This window comes from Pseudomonas marginalis, from assembly GCF_024169655.1.
In the GTDB taxonomy this organism is placed as follows: domain Bacteria; phylum Pseudomonadota; class Gammaproteobacteria; order Pseudomonadales; family Pseudomonadaceae; genus Aquipseudomonas; species Aquipseudomonas paraveronii.
Map to the genome: position 1 here is coordinate 587233 of NZ_JALJWV010000001.1, position 16724 is coordinate 603956.

Below are 16724 nucleotides of genomic sequence, written 5' to 3' on the forward strand. Positions count from 1 at the left end.
TTTCAACCGACAGCAAAAGTTAAGTGCCTGAAGTTATTGCGTTTCCATTACAAAGTTATGACGGAATCACTGGATTCCGGTGAAAAGATGGCACTTTGCTTTGATGTGCGCGCGGCTTGAACGCGATTGCGTCCGGCATCCTTGGCGCGGTACAGCGCCTCGTCCGCAAGGGTGGCCATCATCAGGCTGTCGGAGTCGTCGCACAGCTCCACCAGCCCGGCGCTGAAGGTGCACCACAGGTCATGCGGTTGGGCCGGGTAGTGAATTTCGGCAAAGCGCCCACGAATCTCATCCAGCACCTTGCAGGCCGATTCCAGGTCGGTATCGGGCATCACAATCGCAAACTCTTCACCGCCGTAGCGGCCGATGTAGTCGGTCTTGCGCAAGCGCTGTTTGAGAAACAACGCCAGGCTCTTGATCACCCGGTCGCCCATGGGGTGGCCGTGGCTGTCGTTGACCCGCTTGAAGTGGTCGATGTCGAGCATCGCAAAGCTCAACGGCTTGTTCTCGCGGCGTGCGCGGAAGCTGCAGTCTTCGAGCAGTTGCAGGATATGGGTGTGGTTGTACAGGCCGGTCAGGCTGTCGCGCACCATCCGCGCCTTGAGGTTGCGCGCACGGGCCGCGCGGTTGCGCACGGTGGTGATCAGGTGGCGCGGCTTGATCGGCTTGGTGAGGAAGTCGTCGCCGCCTTCGCTCATGGCGTCCAGCTGTTTATCCAGGTCGTCCTCGGCCGACAGGTAGATGATCGGCACGCTGACGTAACGGTCGTTGTGACGAATCACCTTGGCCAGTTCGGTGCCGGTACAGGCGGGCATGTACATGTCGAGGATGATCAGGTCGGGCTGGAAATCCGCCAGCTCGGCCATAGCCTTGATCGGCTCGATCAGCGTGCGGGTGATGATGCCGGCACTGTTGAGCAGGCGCTCGGTGTGCAGCGCCTGCGCCCGTGAGTCATCGATGATCAGCACTTTATAGGGGTCGTACTGCGCAACGCAGGTCAGCACTTCGATCTTTTCCAGCAGGCTCGAGGCTTCCAGCGTGCCGGTCAGGAATTCTTCGCCGCCGGCGCGCACGGCGGCGAGGCGGGTCGGGGTGTCGGTTTCATGCAGGCTGAAAAACAGCAGCGGCAGCTTTTGCTCCAGGCCTTCCTGGGCCTCGGCGGCCAGTTGGAGGCCCAGGCCCGGGCCGCAGAAGTCCACGTCCATCACAATCGCCGACGGCAGGCGCTCGGCCATCGCCACACGATATGCCTCCACGCTGTCCAGAGAGTGGGCGCTCAAGCCAAAGAATTCCAGTTGCTTGGCCAGGCGCTCTGCGCGATCGTGATCGGCCAGCATCACGTAGATCGGCTTGCGCATCGGCGGCAGGAAGGTTTGCTCGAGCTGGTCGCCCTGGCGCAGGCCGGTGCGGGACAGGCGTTGCATCAGGCGGTTGATTTCGGTGATCAGTTGGCTACTCAGGCGGCCGCGATTGGCGTCCACCGCTTTGAGCGACTCACCGATATGCTGCGCCAGTTGGCCGTGTTCGGGCTGTTCGAAGCGTTCGGCGAAGCGCAGCAGTCGCAGGTTGGCTTCGCTGAGTTCGGAGAAGTCGGCGTCGGACCATTCGCTGCGCTGCAGGCGCTGCCAGATCTCAAGAATTTGACGTGCCTGATGAATTACCCGCTGGGCAAAGTGCTGCTTGAGACGCTCACGGCTGGGGTCTTCTGGCTCGGTCATATCCTGACTACTAGTGAAGGTGCGTACTGAGGTCGACTAATGGCTCTATGCTAGCACCTCTTTTCGGTTCGATGAGTGTCATACGTCAATTAACTGCGTATCCCTGGCATTCAGTTATTGACTCATTGGTCGCACAGCGAAAAAAACCTGCATCCTTTATAGTCGGATGCCCTCAGGTACGCCCATTGGATGACGGCTGTTCGATGAAAAGCCCCGCATTGACGGGCACGATGGGGTAGGGTTGCTGTCGGAGTGTTTGAACGCACGCCGTCGATTTGAAGTGCATGAACTCAAGTGATTGAAAGGATATCGCCATGCTGGACTGGAAAAACCGTGCAGGCAGTGCCAAAGGCCCCGCCCCTGAACCCAAGTCGGCCAATCGCAGCTATTTGCGTAGCATGCTGATGAGCCGAGCGGTGCTCAGCGTACTCGGCTTGTATCTGTTGGTCACCGGTGCTTTGGGTTGGTACTGGAGCGAAGAGCCGGCGCTGTTCCCGGTCCAGCAGAACGCCCAGCTTGCCGCCGAAAAGGAAGGCAAGCAGATGGTGCTGGGTTACACCACCGTGGAAACCCTCAAGACCGTGGCCGGCACCTTGCTGAACAAGCCCGGTGGCTATATTTCCAACGACCGTTTCCCGCCGGGCCTGTGGATGGACAACATGCCGAGCTGGGAATACGGCGTGCTGGTGCAGGTGCGCGACCTGACCCGTGCCTTGCGTAAGGATTTCGCCCGTTCCCAGTCGCAGTCGGCGGAAGACGCTGACCTGGCCAAGGCTGAGCCGCGTTTCAACTTTGACAACAAAAGCTGGGTGCTGCCTTCCAGCGAGTCGGAGTACCAGGAAGGCATCAACTCCCTGAATCGCTATGAAGTGCGCCTGTCCGACCCGAACCAGCGCGGCGCCCTGTTCTATGCGCGCGCCGACAACCTCAACAACTGGCTGGGCGATGTCGCCACGCGCCTGGGTTCGTTGTCGCAACGTCTGTCGGCCAGTGTTGGCCGGGTCAAGCTGAACACCTCGCTGAAAACCGAAGCGCTGGCGCCGGGCGAAGTGCCGCAGCTCGATGAAGAAGTGGTGGAAACCCCATGGATGCAGATCGACAACGTGTTCTACGAAGCCCGTGGCCAGGCCTGGGCCTTGTCCCACCTGTTGCGCGCTATCGAAGTCGACTTTGCCGACGTGCTGGCCAAGAAAAACGCTACGGTCAGCGTGCGCCAGATCATTCGTGAGCTGGAGGCTTCGCAAGAGCCGGTCTGGAGCCCGATGATCCTCAACGGCAGCGGCTTTGGCATACTGGCCAACCACTCGTTGGTGATGGCCAACTACATTTCCCGGGCCAACGCGGCCGTGATCGACTTGCGTCAGCTCCTTAACCAAGGGTGATGATGGACGTGACTCAAAAGGAGGCCGCGCACCGTGCGGCCTCCGATGCGGAACTGATCTGCTGGGTCGACGAGCACGACAACCTGCTCGGCGCCCTGGTCCGGTCCGACCTTCGCCAGCGCGGCCTGATCGGCCGTTGTACCTTTATCTTCCTGTTCAACTCGGCAGGTGAACTGTGCGTGCATCGCCGCACCCTGAGCAAAGCCCTGTACCCCGGATTCTGGGACACGGCCGCGGGCGGGATGGTGGCGGACGGCGAGAGTTATGCCGACTCGGCCGCCCGGGAGCTTGAAGAAGAACTCGGCGTCGGTGGGGTGGAGCTGGTTGAACACGACCATTTCTACTTCGAGGATGGCGACAGCCGGCTCTGGTGCAAATCCTACGCAGCCGTGTGGGATGGCGCGCTGAGCCTGCAGCCTGAAGAAGTCATGGAAGCGCGCTTTTTACCCCTTGAAATAGTCCTACAGGAAGCTGAACAAAAGCCCTACTGCCCGGACGCGCAAGAGGGCTTGCGCCGCTATCTGGCCTCACGTCGCTAAAGTTGTATAAATTGGCGCGATTTGGCCCTTAGCAAGTGAGCTTTTTGTGGTTACACTGCGCGACTTTTCACCCGAACCACCCTTGTTCCACCCCCTGATTCCTGTAGGAGCGAGCTTGCTCGCGAAAACCTCAAGCGCGCCGCGGGCATCCTGAATGCCCGCGTCATCGTTGGCGATCTTCGCGAGCAAGCTCGCTCCTACAGGGAATCGGGGGCAATGACATGGGGGGAGCGGTAGCGCTGCCCCTGCCTGAGTGGGGCTTCGCGGTCGGCAACCGCCTGAGCGTGTGCCGATCAGTCTTTGTCCTCACAAGAGGATTGCCGGTGGCCAAAAAAGCCGCATCCTTCGCCGCCCTCGGCGGCCTGGTATTTTCCACCGACGCAGGTCGACACTGCCCGGACTGTCGTCAGCCCGTGGACGCCTGTACCTGCAAACAAACCCTGATCCCCGAAGGCGACGGCATTGCCCGCGTGCGACGCGAGAGCAAAGGCCGTGGCGGCAAAACGGTGACCACCATCACCGGCGTGCCTCTGGCCGAAGACGCCTTGAAGGAACTGGCTACCACGCTGAAAAAGCGCTGTGGCACCGGTGGCGCGTTGAAAGACGGGGTTATCGAGATCCAGGGCGATCACGTCGAGTTGCTGTTGGCCGAGCTGATCAAGCTCGGGTACAAGGCCAAGAAGTCCGGCGGCTGAAAGCCTCTTCCCAACCTGTGTCTAAACTCTGTCCTGCGAGTGGGGTCTTACCTTGCTTACAGGCAAATCGTCATTTTCATTCTTTAGACTGCGCCAGCCTCGAACGAGGGGCGGCGCCTTCGACTTCATTTATAGGGGACTTCAATGTCCGTACGACGCACACGCAAAGACGATGGCAGCCAATGGACAGTTGCGGACAGCCGCAGTGTTTACGGGATTCGCCATTGGGGGGCCGGGTATTTCGCGATCAATGATGCCGGTCGCGTTGAAGTTCGTCCGAACGGCCCGAAAAGCACGCCGGTCGACCTGTACGAGCAAGTCGACGCGCTGCGCAAAAGCGGCTTGTCCTTGCCGTTGCTGGTGCGTTTCCCCGACATCCTGCAAGACCGCGTGCGCCAGTTGACCGGTGCATTCGACTCGAACATCGAGCGTCTGGAATACCAGAGCAAATACACCGCGCTGTACCCGATCAAGGTGAACCAGCAGGAAGCGGTGATCGAAAACATCATCGCCACCCAGGACGTGTCCATCGGCCTGGAAGCCGGCTCCAAGCCGGAACTGCTGGCCGTGCTCGCCCTGGCGCCGAAAGGCGGGACCATCGTCTGCAACGGTTACAAGGACCGCGAATTCATCCGCCTGGCGCTGATGGGCCAGAAGCTGGGTCACAACGTGTTCATCGTGATCGAGAAAGAGTCCGAAGTTGAGCTGGTGATCGAAGAAGCCGCCAACCTCAAGGTCAAGCCACAGGTCGGCCTGCGCGTGCGCCTGTCGTCCCTGGCGTCGAGCAAGTGGGCCGACACCGGCGGCGAGAAGTCCAAGTTCGGGCTGTCGGCGGCGCAATTGTTGTCGGTGGTCGAGCGCTTCCGCGCCGCCAGCCTGGACCAGGGCATCCGCCTGCTGCACTTCCACATGGGCTCGCAGATCGCCAACCTGGCCGACTACCAGCACGGGTTCAAGGAAGCCATTCGTTACTACGGCGAACTGCGTAACCTCGGCCTGCCGGTGGATCACATCGACGTCGGCGGCGGCCTGGGCGTGGACTACGACGGCACCCACTCGCGTAACGCCAGCTCGATCAACTACGACATGGACGACTACGCCGGTGTGGTCGTGGGCATGCTCAAGGAATTCTGCGACGCGCAGAGCCTGCCGCACCCGAACATCTTCTCCGAGAGCGGCCGTTCCCTGACCGCGCACCACGCCATGCTGGTGGTGCAAGTCACCGACGTCGAGAAGCACAACGACGAAATGCCGCAGATCGAGAACAAGGAAAACCTGCCGGAAACCGTGCAATGGCTGGTGGACCTGCTCGGCCCGACCGATATCGAGATGGTCACCGAAACCTACTGGCGCGCCACTCACTATATGAGCGACGTGGCCACTCAGTACGCTGACGGCAAACTGTCCCTGGCGGAAAAAGCCCTGGCCGAGCAATGCTACTTTGCCGTGTGCCGCCGCCTGCATAACTCGCTGAAGGCGCGCCAGCGTTCGCACCGCCAGGTGCTCGACGAACTCAACGACAAGCTGGCGGATAAATACATCTGCAACTTCTCGGTGTTCCAGAGCCTGCCGGATACCTGGGCCATCGGCCAGGTACTGCCGATCCTGCCGCTGCACCGCCTCGACGAAGAGCCGATGCGCCGCGCGGTATTGCAGGACTTGACCTGTGACTCCGACGGCAAGATCAAGCAATACGTCGACGAGCAGAGCATCGAGACCAGCCTGCCGGTACACGCGTTGAAGGATGGCGAAGACTACCTGCTGGGTATCTTCCTGGTCGGCGCCTACCAGGAAATCCTCGGTGACATGCACAACCTGTTTGGTGACACCGACTCGGTGAACATCTACCAGCGTGCCGACGGTTCGGTGTACAGCGCCGGGATCGAGACCCACGACACCATCGAAGACATGCTGCGTTATGTGCACTTGTCGCCGGAAGAGTTGATGACGCATTACCGGGACAAGTGCGCGAGCGCGAAGATCAGCGCCAGCGAGCGCACGCAGTTTCTGGATGCGTTGCGCTTGGGGTTGACGCGTTCGTCGTACCTGTCTTCGTAAGTGAAGTGCCCCGGCTCTCCGATGTGGGAGCCGGGCAATATCCCAGGGGCGGTTGCGAGGTGCGCTGTGAGGTTCAGTTCACGGATAGGCACAGCGCCACAGAGCAATTTCCGGGATTGAAGGAAAGCTTCAACTGGCTCACTTCGCCGTTGCCCTCTTCTGGCTCAACCGTGATGTCGGCAGCACTCATCGCAATGTCAGCCGATGCTCCTGCGGTAACTTTCTGTTTTTCGTCACGATTTGTTACCGTGAGTGTGTAATCTGTTTTGTTTTCGATCCGCAGTGTTCCGGCTATCTTGGCCTGACTGGCGGTATCAGCGATGGCCGTTTGCATAAACGCGGTGAGTAACACTAAAGCGGTGATGCCGACACGTTGTGAGATGTTCATCTTCGATTCTCTCCGGGCAGATGAAATGGGCGTTGTTCAGCACCATTCAACGCGCGAAGGACAGGTTTGTAACCTGTCAAACCTTACAGGTAGGGTTAGGTGATGTCAGCTTGCGCTGCCGCCGAACCATCGACCCTGCCGCTTGATTCGCCACGCAATGATCCAAAGCGTCAAGCTGCGTACCGCCATAAACAGTAGGAAGGTTATCCACAGGCCGTGGTTGCCGAACCTCTGTGACTCCCAGGCAAACGGCAGCACAATGACCACCGTCAGCAGCATGCCGTTGCGCATTTCCCGCGCACGCGTGGCGCCGATGAACAGCCCGTCCAGCAGATAACTCCACACCGCAATCAACGGCAGCACCGCGAGGTACGGCAGGTAGATGTCGGCGGTTTCGCGCACGCTGGGGATATCGGTCTGCATGGCGATGAACAGATGGCCGGCGAAGCTGAACAGCAGGGCAAAACCGACGCTGGCGATCAGCGACCAACCGCCGGCGACGACCAGTGAGCGGCGCAACGCATGACGGTCATGGGCGCCGATGGCGTGGCCGCACAGGGCTTCGACGGCGTGGGCCAAACCGTCCAGCGCGTGGGCCGTCAGCAACAGGCCGTTGAGCAACAGCGCGTTGGCCGCCACCGTGGCATCCCCGAGCCGCGCGCCTTGCACCGTGATCATGAAAAACACCGACTGCAACGCCAGGCTGCGGATAAAAATGTCGCGGTTCACCGCCAGCAGCGGGCGCCAGCTGTGCCAGCGTTGCAAGGCGGCCCAGGCGATATGCCCGGGGTAGGCGCGCAGGGCTTTTTGCGTGAGGGCCAGGCCGAGCAGGGCGCCGGTCCATTCGGCGAGCACCGACGCCCGCGCGGAACCGACCACGCCCCAGTCCAGGCCGAGTACAAACCACAGGTTCAGGGCGATGTTGATCAGGTTGGTGGTCAGCAGGATCGCCAGCGGCGCGCGGGCGTTTTGCGTGCCGAGGAACCAGCCGACCAGGGCGTAGCTGGCGAGGGCGGCGGGCAGGCCGAACAGGCGGGTGTGGAAAAATTCGCGGGTCAGTTGGTTCAGTTCGGGGGAGGGTTGCATCCACTCCAGGGCCAGGTGACTCAGGGGGATGCCCACCGTGCCGAGCAACATCGCCAGCCCCAGCGCCAGCAACAGACCTTGCAGCAGGATTTGCCGCAGCGCCGCGCCGTCATTGCGCCCGGCGGCCTGGGCGGCGAAGCCGGTGGAGCCCATGCGCAGAAAACCCATGGCCCAGGCGAGGAAGGTATACAGGCTGGCCCCGACGGCGACCGCGCCCAGTTGGTGGGCGTGGGGCAGGTGGCCGATGACCATGCTGTCGACCAGGGCCACCAGCGGCACCGAGAGGTTCGACAGGATCATCGGCGCGGCCAGGGCCCAGACGCGGCGGTGGGTTGGGCGGTGGCGCCAGTCGGTCAGTAAGGTGGACATGCAGGCTCCTTGGGGGAGCGGCATTGTAACTGTCCCCCCAGCACGCCGCAGAACCGATGTGGAATGGGGGGCTAAATGTGGAATGGGGGGCCAAATGTGAATGGGGGGCTAAATGTGAATGGGGGGCTAAATGTGAATGGGGGGCTAAATGTGGGAGGGGGCTTGCCCCCGATGGCGGTGAGTCAGTCAGCTTATTTGTAGCTGATCCACTGCAATCGGGGGCAAGCCCCCTCCCACATTTGGCCTCATTCCACATTTAGGCCTCATTCCACATTTAGCCCCTCATTCCACATTTTGATCTTTTGTGATTTTGATCTTTTGTGTTTGTGGGATTTTGCTTGGATCGGTGGCCGGCCAGAACCAAACTGCCCTCCGTCGGTCAATGTGACCGGCGCCACATCGGCTTGGCCGGCGCTGATATATAGTTCACCCCTCGGTTCCCTCTGACTACGAGTGCCCCATGCTTAACAAAGGACTGTTCCTGGCTTGTGCGCTGGCCCTGCTGAGCGCCTGCGATTCCTCCGATAAACCGGCCGCCCCGACCGCGCCAGCCGCGAGCAGCGTAGCGCCGAAGGCGGTCAAGGCGGCGGTGGATGTGTCGGCGTTGAAGCAGCGGTATGCGGGGCGTGAGCTGAGTGTGGTGGACGTGTCCGAGGTGCAGTTGGACGGTGCCAGCACGTTGTCGGTGAGTTTTTCCATCCCGTTGGACCCGGAGCAGAAATTCGCCGACAAGCTGCATCTGGTGGACAGCAAGTCGGGCAAGGTCGATGGCGCCTGGGAGCTGTCGGATAACCTGATGGAACTGCGCCTGCGCCACCTGGAACCGCAGCGCAAGTTGGTGCTGACGGTCGACCCCGGCGTGCGTGCGGTGAATAACAACCTGTTGCCCGCCGAGTACATCGCCCGTCTGGAAACCCGCGACCTGCAGGCCACTGTCGGCTTCGCCAGCCGTGGCACGCTGTTGCCCACGCGCCTGGCCGAGGGGTTGCCGGTGATTGCGCTGAATGTCGACAAGGTCGACGTCGAATTCTTCCGGATCAAGCCCGAATCCCTGCCGTCGTTCCTTGCGCAGTGGGGGCGCAATACCAGCCTGCAAAGCTATGAATCGCGCGAGCTGCTGCCGCTGGCCGATCTGGTCTACGGCGGCCGCTTCGACCTGAATCCTGCGCGCAATACCCGCGAAACCCTGTTGCTGCCGATCGCCGGCCTCAAGCAACTGCAGCAGCCGGGCGTATACCTGGCGGTGATGCGGGCGTCGGGCACCTATAACTATTCGCAACCGGCCACGTTGTTCACCTTGAGTGATATCGGCTTGTCGGTTCACCGCTACGCCAATCGCCTGGACGTGTTTACCCAGGCGTTGGACGGTGGCAAGGCGCTGGATGGCGTCGACCTTGAAGTGCTCGACGCCGAGGGCCGGGTGGTGGGCCAGGGCAAGACCGAGCAGGGCGGTCACGCCGAACTGCCGTTGCCGAAAAAGGCCCAGGTGCTGCTGGCCAAGCAGGGCGAACAGACCAGCCTGTTGCGCCTGGACAGTGCCGCCCTGGATCTGGCGGAGTTCGATATCGGCGGGCAACCGTCGCACCCGCTGCAGTTTTTTGTGTTCGGCCCGCGTGATCTGTATCGCCCTGGCGAAACCGTGCTGCTTAACGCCTTGTTGCGCGACAAGGACGGCAACGCGGTCAAGCCGCAGCCGGTCAGCGTCGAAGTGCGTCGCCCGGATGAGCAGGTCAGCCGTAAATTCGTCTGGGATGCCGACGCGTCCGGCCTCTATCAATATCAACTGCAACTGGCCGGCGAAGCGCCGACCGGGCGTTGGCAGTTGGTGTTCGACCTGGGCGACGGTAAGCCACAGTTGTATGAATTCCTCGTCGAAGACTTCCTGCCCGAGCGCCTGGCGCTGGAACTCAAGGGCAGCGATACGGCATTGAGCCCGGCGGAGAACCCGGTCATCCAGGTCAATGGCCGCTACCTCTACGGCGCGCCGGCGGCGGGCAACCGGGTCAGCGGGCAGGTGTATGTGCGCCCGCTGCGCGAGGCGGTGAAATCGCTGCCGGGTTATCAGTTCGGCTCCGTCACCGAAGAAGAGCTGAGCCAGGATTTCGAACTGGATGAAAGCGTGCTCGACGCCAAGGGCCAGGAAGCCCTGAGCCTGGAAAGCAAGTGGGCCGACGCCAAGTCGCCGCTGCAACTGATCGTGCAAGCCAGCCTGCATGAGTCGGGCGGACGGCCGATCACCCGGCGCCTGGTGCAGCCGATCTGGCCGGCTGAGCAACTGCCGGGGCTGCGTGGGCTGTTTGACGGCAAGGAAACCAACGGCGACGGCCCGGCGGAATTTGAAGTGCTGCTGGCCAACCAGGCCGGGCAGAAACTTGCCGCGAAAAACCTCAAAGTGCGTCTGGTGCGCGAGCGCCGCGACTACTACTGGAATTATTCGGAGAGCGACGGCTGGAGCTATCACTACAACCAGAAATTCCTCAACCTCGACGAGCAGACCCTGAACATCAAAGCCGGCGACACCGCCAAGGTCAGCTTCCAGGTGGAGTGGGGCCCGTACCGCGTCGAGGTCGAAGACCCGCAGACCGGGCTGGTCAGCAGCCTGCGCTTCTGGGCCGGCTACCAGGTCCAGGACAACACCGAAGGCGGCGCGGTGCGCCCCGACCAGGTCAAGTTGGCGCTGGACAAACCCGCCTATGGCGACGGCGATACCGCCAACGTCACCGTGACGCCGCCGGCGGCCGGTAAAGGCTACCTGCTGGTGGAGTCCGCCGAGGGGCCGCTGTGGTGGCAGGAAATCGACGTGCCGGCCGAGGGCAAACGTTTCGCCGTGAAGCTCGACCCGAAATGGGCGCGTCATGATCTCTACATCAGCGCCCTGGTGATTCGCCCCGGTGAGCGCAAAGCCAATATCACCCCCAAACGGGCGGTGGGCCTGCTGCACCTGCCGTTGGATCGCACCCAGCGCAAACTTGGGCTGACCCTCACCGCACCGGAAAAAATGCGCCCCAAACAAGCGCTGACGGTGAAAGTCGCCGCAAAAAATGCCGATGGCAGCGTGCCCAAACAGGTGCATGTGCTGGTGGCGGCGGTGGACGTGGGCATCCTCAATATCACCGAATACCCGACACCCGATCCGTATTCCAGCCTGTTCGGCCGCAAGGCGTATGGCGTGGACCAGTTCGACATCTATGGCCAACTGATCGAGGCCGGCCAGGGGCGCCTGGCGAGCCTGGCCTTCGGCGGTGACGCTGCATTGGCCAAAGGCGGCAAACGCCCGGACACCAGCGTGACCATCGTCGCCCTGCAAAGCGCGCCGGTGATGTTGAACGAGCAGGGCGAGGGCGAAGTCAGCGTCAATATCCCGGACTTCAACGGCGAACTGCGCCTGATGGCCCAGGCCTGGAGTGATGACCGCTACGGCATGGCGGAAGCCAAAACCGTGATCGCCGCACCGCTGATTGCCGAATTGTCGGCGCCGCGCTTCCTTGCGGGTGGCGACCAGACCACCTTGGCGCTGGACCTCTCCAACCTGTCGGGCAAGGCGCAAAAGCTCGACGTGCAACTGAGTGCCGAAGGGCAACTGGAGCTGGTCAACGGTGGCGCGCAATCGGTCGAACTCAAACAAGGCCAGCGCACCACGCTGCGCATCCCGGTGAAAGCCTGGGGCGGCCTGGGGCAAGGCAAGGTCAAGGTCACGGTGAACGGCCTGGACCTGCCCGGTGAAAACCTGCCGCCGTTCAGCCGCGAATGGACCCTGGGCGTGCGCCCGGCCTACCCGGCCTTGCTCAAGCATTATCGTGCGGTGCTCAAGGAGCAGCCGTGGAGCCTGCCGGCGGGCGCGCTCGATCAATTCGACAGCTCGGGGCGCGAGGCGTTGTTGAGCCTGTCGAGCCGGCCGCCGTTGAACCTCGGCGCGCAAATCACGGCGCTGAAGGCTTACCCCTACGGTTGCCTGGAGCAGACCGCCAGCGGCCTGTACCCGTCGCTGTATGCCGACGATGCCTTGCTCAAGCGCCTGGGCGTCAAGGGCGAGCCGGACGCCGAGCGCAAACGCAAGATCGAGCTGGGCATCGAACGCCTGCTGGGCATGCAGCGCTACAACGGCAGCTTTGGCTTGTGGGGCGCCGATGGCGAAGAGGAATACTGGCTGACCGCCTACGTCACTGACTTCCTGCTGCGCGCTCGCGACCAGGGGTTTGCCGTACCGCCGGACGCCTTGAAAAAAGCCAGTGAGCGCCTGCTGCGTTATGTGCAGGAGCGCAACCTGATCGAAGTCGACTACAGCGACAACGCCGAACACACCCGCTTTGCCGTGCAGGCCTACGCCGGTCTGGTACTGGCGCGCAGTCAGCAGGCACCGTTGGGCGCGTTGCGCAGCCTGTTCGAGCGGCGCAGCGATGCGCGCTCCGGGTTGCCGTTGGTGCAACTGGCCATCGCCCTGCAGAAGATGGGCGACCAGCCGCGTGCCGATCAGGCCTTGCTCGCAGGGCTGGCGGCGCAGCGCAATGCCAAGGAATGGCTGGCCGACTATGGCAGCCCGCTGCGGGACCAGGCGATGATCCTGGCGTTGCTCGAAGAAAACGACCTGGCCAAGGGCAAGCGTGAAGAGCGTTTGTTTACGCTGTCGGATCAATTGGCGGCCAGCCCGTACTTGTCGACCCAGGAACGTAACTCGCTGTTCCTCGCCGGGCGCCTCGGGTTCGCCCAGCCTGAGTCGAATTGGCAGGTGGCGCTCACCGGCAGTGGCGGCGTGCGCGAATTGAATAATCAACAGTCGACGTTGGCGTTGGCCGGCGCGCTGTTGTCCAGCGACCTGAGCCTGAGCAATCAGGGCGAGACGCCGGTGTACCAGCAGTTGACGATCTCGGGTTATCCACAGGTGCCACCGGCTGCCGGCGGCGACAACCTGAGCATCCGCCGCGAATACCTGGGCATGAACGGCCAGCCGCTGAACCTGCGTAGCCTCAACAGCGGCGATCTGGTGCTGGTGCATCTGGCGGTGAGCGCCAAGCAGCGCGTGCCGGACGCCCTGGTGGTGGACCTGTTGCCGGCGGGCCTGGAGTTGGAAAACCAGAACCTCGCGCAAAGCGCCGCAAGCCTGGAAAACGCCAGCAGCCAGGTGAAGGAATGGCGCGAGTCGATGCAGAACGCGTCGCTCAAGCATCAGGAGTTTCGTGATGACCGCTATGTGGCGGCGATGAATCTGGATGGCTATGGCACCACGCACTTGTTGTATCTGGCGCGGGCGGTGACGCCGGGGACGTATCGGGTGCCGCCGCCGCAGGTGGAGTCGATGTATCGGCCGAACTGGCAGGCGGTGGGGGAGACGCCGGTGGATCTGGTGATCAAGGGGCGTTGAAAGCTCGATGTGGAAGGGGGACTAAATGTGGAATGAGGGCTAAATGTGGGAGGGGGCTTGCCCCCGATGGCGGTGGGTCAGTCACCTGATGCATTGACTGAAATACTGCTATCGGGGGCAAGCCCCCTCCTACAGGGATTTGTGGTGTTTTTTTGGGGTTAGTGGACTACCCAGCTGAGTAGCCATAGGCCGAGTATCAGCCAGATGATGCCCATGATGATTGATGCGCGCATGAACGCGCGCACCGCCGAGTACAGCAGCATCAGGCCGAGGATCAGGGTAATGATGCTGATGATGGAAGTGTCCATGCCCAAGGTGCGCGACAGGCCATCGATGAAGTTGCCACCGGCGTGGGTCAAGGCACCGAAGATGCCGCTGAGGCCGTCGACGATAAAACGGATGACGGAGCCGAGCGCCTGGCCCAACCATTCGAAAAAGCTTTCTACCTGCATGTGCGTGTCCTGATGAGAAGGTGGGCGTGTCTGTGCCTTTGGTTGTTGATAACGCCGGCTAGTTCCCTGCAAGCATAGAGGTTTGCCCGTTTGAATTTGCGATTAATCATGGTTGGATGTGTTCGGTTTGATTTGGGAGCGGGTTTGTTCGCGGTGGGGGTGGGGCAGTGACGTCTGTGCCGGTTGGTCTGGCGCCATCGCGGGCAAGCGCGCTCCCACATTGGCTGCGTTGGGTTTTGGGTTTTGTGGTGGTGGTTGTTGCGCTGTTGTGGCTGGCTGACCGCATCTGGCCGTTGCCGTTGCCCAAGGATGATTTGGCGCGGGTGGTGCTGGCCGAGGATGGCACGCCGTTGTGGCGGTTTGCCGATGCCCATGGCGTGTGGCGTTACCCGGTGCAAACCGCTGAGGTGTCGCCGTATTACCTCGATGCGCTGCTCACCTACGAGGACCGTTGGTTCTACCAGCACCCCGGCGTGAACCCGTTGGCGCTGGCGCGGGCGACGTGGCAGAACCTGACCGGCGCGCGGGTGGTGTCGGGTGGCAGTACCTTGTCGATGCAGGTCGCCCGTTTGCTCGATCCCCATTCGCGCACATTCCACGGCAAGCTGCGCCAACTGTGGCGCACCGCGCAGTTGGAATGGCACTTGTCCAAGGCCGAGATTCTCAATCTGTACCTCAACCGCGCGCCGTTTGGCGGCACGTTGCAAGGGGTGGCAGCGGCCAGTTGGGCTTATCTGGGCAAGTCGCCGGCGCAACTGACTCATGCCGAAGCCGCCTTGCTCGCGGTGTTGCCCCAGGCGCCGAGCCGCCTGCGCCCCGACCGCCACCCCCAGCGCGCCCAGGAGGCCCGGGACAAGGTGCTGCGCCGCCTCGGCGAGTTCCAGGTCTGGCCGCCATCGGCGGTGGCCGAGGCCCTGGAAGAACCGTTGCTGCTCGCGCCGCGCCTGGAGCCCAGCCTGGCGCCCTTGCTTGCCCGCCGCCTGAACCGACCCGACAGCCCGCCGCTGATCCGCACCACCCTGGACGCCACCCTGCAACGCCGTCTCGAAGACCTGCTGCTGGGCTGGCGCGCGCGTTTGCCGGAATACACCTCGGCGGCGATCCTGGTGGTGGAGGAAGACAGCATGGCCGTGCGCGCCTACTTAGGCTCGGTGGATATCAATGACGCCAAGCGCTTCGGCCATGTGGACATGATCAGCGCGTTGCGTTCGCCGGGCTCGACCCTCAAGCCCTTCCTGTATGGCATGGCCCTGGACGAGGGGCTGATTCACTCCGAATCACTGTTGCAGGATGTGCCCAGGCGTTATGGCGATTACCGGCCGGGTAACTTCTCCATGGGCTTTACCGGCGCGGTGCCGGCGAGCACCGCGTTGTCCAGTTCGCTCAACCTGCCGGCGGTGCAGTTGCTGGAAGCCTACGGGCCGAAGCGCTTTGCCGCGCAGATGCGTATCGGTGGGGTGCCGTTGGCGTTGCCGGTGTTGGCCGAGCCGAACCTGGCGTTGATCCTGGGCGGCGCGGGCAGTCGCCTGGAAGATCTGGTGAGCGGCTACAGCGCCTTCGCCCGTGACGGCAGGAGCGCCACGATTCGATTACAGCCGGACGATACGCTTAAAGAACGGCCATTACTGTCGCCAGGGTCCGCCTGGATTGTGCGGCGTATCCTCAGCGGTCAGGCGCGGCCCGACCGCGACCCGCGTGCCGAACTGGTGCAGCGCCCGGCGCTGGCCTGGAAAACCGGCACCAGCTACGGTTTCCGGGATGCCTGGGCGATCGGCGTGGGGCCGCGCTATTTGATCGGTGTGTGGATTGGCCGCCCCGACGGCACGCCAGTGCCGGGGCAGTTCGGCTTGGCCTCGGCCGCACCGTTGATGTTGCAGGTGCATGACGTGTTGACCAACCGCGACAGCCAGCGTGGCATCAGCGCGCCGGTCAAACCGGTGCCGGCGAATGTCGGTGTGGCGGCGATCTGTTGGCCGCTGGGCCAGCCCATGAGCCGCAACGACCCCAATTGCCGCCGCCAGCGCTTTGCCTGGACGCTGGACAACACCACGCCGCCGACCTTGCAGGCACTGGATCAGCCGTTGAGTGTGGGCTTGATGGAAAGCGTCTGGGTCAACCCCAAGGGCTTGAGGGTGGACGCCCATTGCCCCGGCGCCGTGTTGAAAAACATTGCCCTGTGGCCTGCGCCGTTGGAGCCCTGGCTGCCGCGGGCCGAACGCCGCGACGCGCGCCTGCCCGCTGCTGACCCCGATTGCCCGCCGCCGGCCCTGGCGGCGTCGTCGCCGTTGTCGATCGTCGGCGTGCGCGAGGGCGATCAATTGCGCCTGCCCGCCGCCAGCCAACAGGCGCTGCGCCTGAACCTCTCCGCCCTGGGCGGCAGTGGCCGGCGCTGGTGGTTCCTCAACGGCGCGCCGTTGGGCGACAGCGCCAACCAGGAGAGCATCAACGCCAGTTTCGAGCAATTGGGCCGCTATCAGCTCAGCGTTCTCGACGAGGCCGGCCAAACCGCCCGAATCGAATTCAGCGTCGTCGACTAAACCCCATCACCGCCAAACCAACCCCCACATTCTGCTGTGTGAATCCATTCAAATGTGGGAGCAGGCTTGCCTGCGATAGCGCCCTAAAGTCCACCACCCGGATTCACTTGCCTTCATCCCTGATCCCCCCGAAGCTATACG

Annotated in this window: 11 protein-coding genes; 6 read left to right on the plus strand and 5 right to left on the minus strand. The window is 62.6% G+C overall.

Annotated elements, in window-relative coordinates:
- Positions 1-47: 47 nt before the first annotated feature.
- Positions 48-1718 carry a GGDEF domain-containing response regulator gene (locus tag J2Y83_RS02480; protein ID WP_253393202.1) on the minus strand — a complete coding sequence of 557 codons (1671 nt, stop codon included), beginning with the start codon at positions 1716-1718 and terminating at the stop codon, positions 48-50.
- A 398-nt stretch (positions 1719-2116) separates the two neighbouring features.
- Here J2Y83_RS02480 and J2Y83_RS02485 point away from each other — a divergent pair, with 398 nt between their 5' ends.
- Together J2Y83_RS02485 and J2Y83_RS02490 are read left to right on the plus strand one after the other, a co-directional pair.
- The gene (locus J2Y83_RS02485) at positions 2117-3100 is read left to right on the plus strand and encodes a DUF2333 family protein (protein ID WP_373423813.1); all 984 of its coding nucleotides are present in this window, start codon (positions 2117-2119) and stop codon (positions 3098-3100) included.
- A gap of 2 nt (positions 3101-3102) precedes the next feature.
- Entirely contained in the window at positions 3103-3639 is a 537-nt protein-coding gene (locus J2Y83_RS02490; RefSeq protein WP_247400113.1) for an NUDIX hydrolase, read from the plus strand.
- Here the strand turns inward: J2Y83_RS02490 and J2Y83_RS02495 are convergent.
- Positions 3628-3828: a hypothetical protein gene (locus J2Y83_RS02495; protein ID WP_253393204.1), complete on the minus strand. Its 201-nt coding sequence runs from the start codon at positions 3826-3828 to the stop codon at positions 3628-3630. The two genes, J2Y83_RS02490 and J2Y83_RS02495, sit on opposite strands and share 12 nt — an antisense overlap.
- A 134-nt stretch (positions 3829-3962) precedes the next feature.
- On the opposite strand from J2Y83_RS02495, the gene J2Y83_RS02500 reads away from it, so the two are divergent.
- Entirely contained in the window at positions 3963-4334 is a 372-nt protein-coding gene (locus tag J2Y83_RS02500) for a translation initiation factor Sui1 (protein ID WP_017849660.1), read from the plus strand.
- A 144-nt stretch (positions 4335-4478) separates the two neighbouring features.
- Positions 4479-6392 (plus strand): arginine decarboxylase, encoded by a 1914-nt coding sequence (gene speA, locus J2Y83_RS02505; protein ID WP_247400117.1) that lies wholly within the window; start codon positions 4479-4481, stop codon positions 6390-6392.
- A gap of 73 nt (positions 6393-6465) precedes the next feature.
- On the opposite strand, the gene J2Y83_RS02510 is transcribed toward speA, so the two are convergent.
- Together J2Y83_RS02510 and J2Y83_RS02515 are read right to left on the minus strand one after the other, a co-directional pair.
- A complete protein-coding gene (locus J2Y83_RS02510) occupies positions 6466-6780 on the minus strand; it encodes a hypothetical protein (protein WP_253393205.1) in 315 nt (104 codons plus the stop codon).
- 105 nt (positions 6781-6885) lie between these two features.
- Entirely contained in the window at positions 6886-8235 is a 1350-nt protein-coding gene (locus J2Y83_RS02515) for an MATE family efflux transporter (RefSeq protein ID WP_253393206.1), read from the minus strand.
- A gap of 460 nt (positions 8236-8695) precedes the next feature.
- On the opposite strand from J2Y83_RS02515, the gene J2Y83_RS02520 reads away from it, so the two are divergent.
- Entirely contained in the window at positions 8696-13594 is a 4899-nt protein-coding gene (locus tag J2Y83_RS02520) for an alpha-2-macroglobulin family protein (protein ID WP_253393207.1), read from the plus strand.
- A 158-nt stretch (positions 13595-13752) separates the two neighbouring features.
- Here the strand turns inward: J2Y83_RS02520 and J2Y83_RS02525 are convergent, their stop codons facing one another.
- Positions 13753-14046, minus strand: coding sequence for a hypothetical protein (locus tag J2Y83_RS02525; RefSeq protein WP_253393208.1), 294 nt, complete (start codon positions 14044-14046; stop codon positions 13753-13755).
- Positions 14047-14270: 224 nt separating this feature from the next.
- On the opposite strand from J2Y83_RS02525, the gene pbpC reads away from it, so the two are divergent.
- A complete protein-coding gene (gene pbpC / locus J2Y83_RS02530; RefSeq protein WP_301295280.1) occupies positions 14271-16583 on the plus strand; it encodes a peptidoglycan glycosyltransferase PbpC in 2313 nt (770 codons plus the stop codon).
- Positions 16584-16724 lie beyond the last annotated feature (141 nt).

Coding starts and splice junctions, on each gene's coding strand:
- J2Y83_RS02525 (WP_253393208.1), bottom strand. CDS start 14,046: ATGCAGGTAGAAAGCTTTTTCGAATGGTTGGGCCAGGCGCTCGGCTCC.
- J2Y83_RS02480 (WP_253393202.1), bottom strand. CDS start 1,718: ATGACCGAGCCAGAAGACCCCAGCCGTGAGCGTCTCAAGCAGCACTTT.
- J2Y83_RS02490 (WP_247400113.1), top strand. CDS start 3,103: ATGGACGTGACTCAAAAGGAGGCCGCGCACCGTGCGGCCTCCGATGCG.
- J2Y83_RS02510 (WP_253393205.1), bottom strand. CDS start 6,780: ATGAACATCTCACAACGTGTCGGCATCACCGCTTTAGTGTTACTCACC.
- speA (WP_247400117.1), top strand. CDS start 4,479: ATGTCCGTACGACGCACACGCAAAGACGATGGCAGCCAATGGACAGTT.
- J2Y83_RS02520 (WP_253393207.1), top strand. CDS start 8,696: ATGCTTAACAAAGGACTGTTCCTGGCTTGTGCGCTGGCCCTGCTGAGC.
- J2Y83_RS02485 (WP_373423813.1), top strand. CDS start 2,117: ATGCTGATGAGCCGAGCGGTGCTCAGCGTACTCGGCTTGTATCTGTTG.
- J2Y83_RS02515 (WP_253393206.1), bottom strand. CDS start 8,235: ATGTCCACCTTACTGACCGACTGGCGCCACCGCCCAACCCACCGCCGC.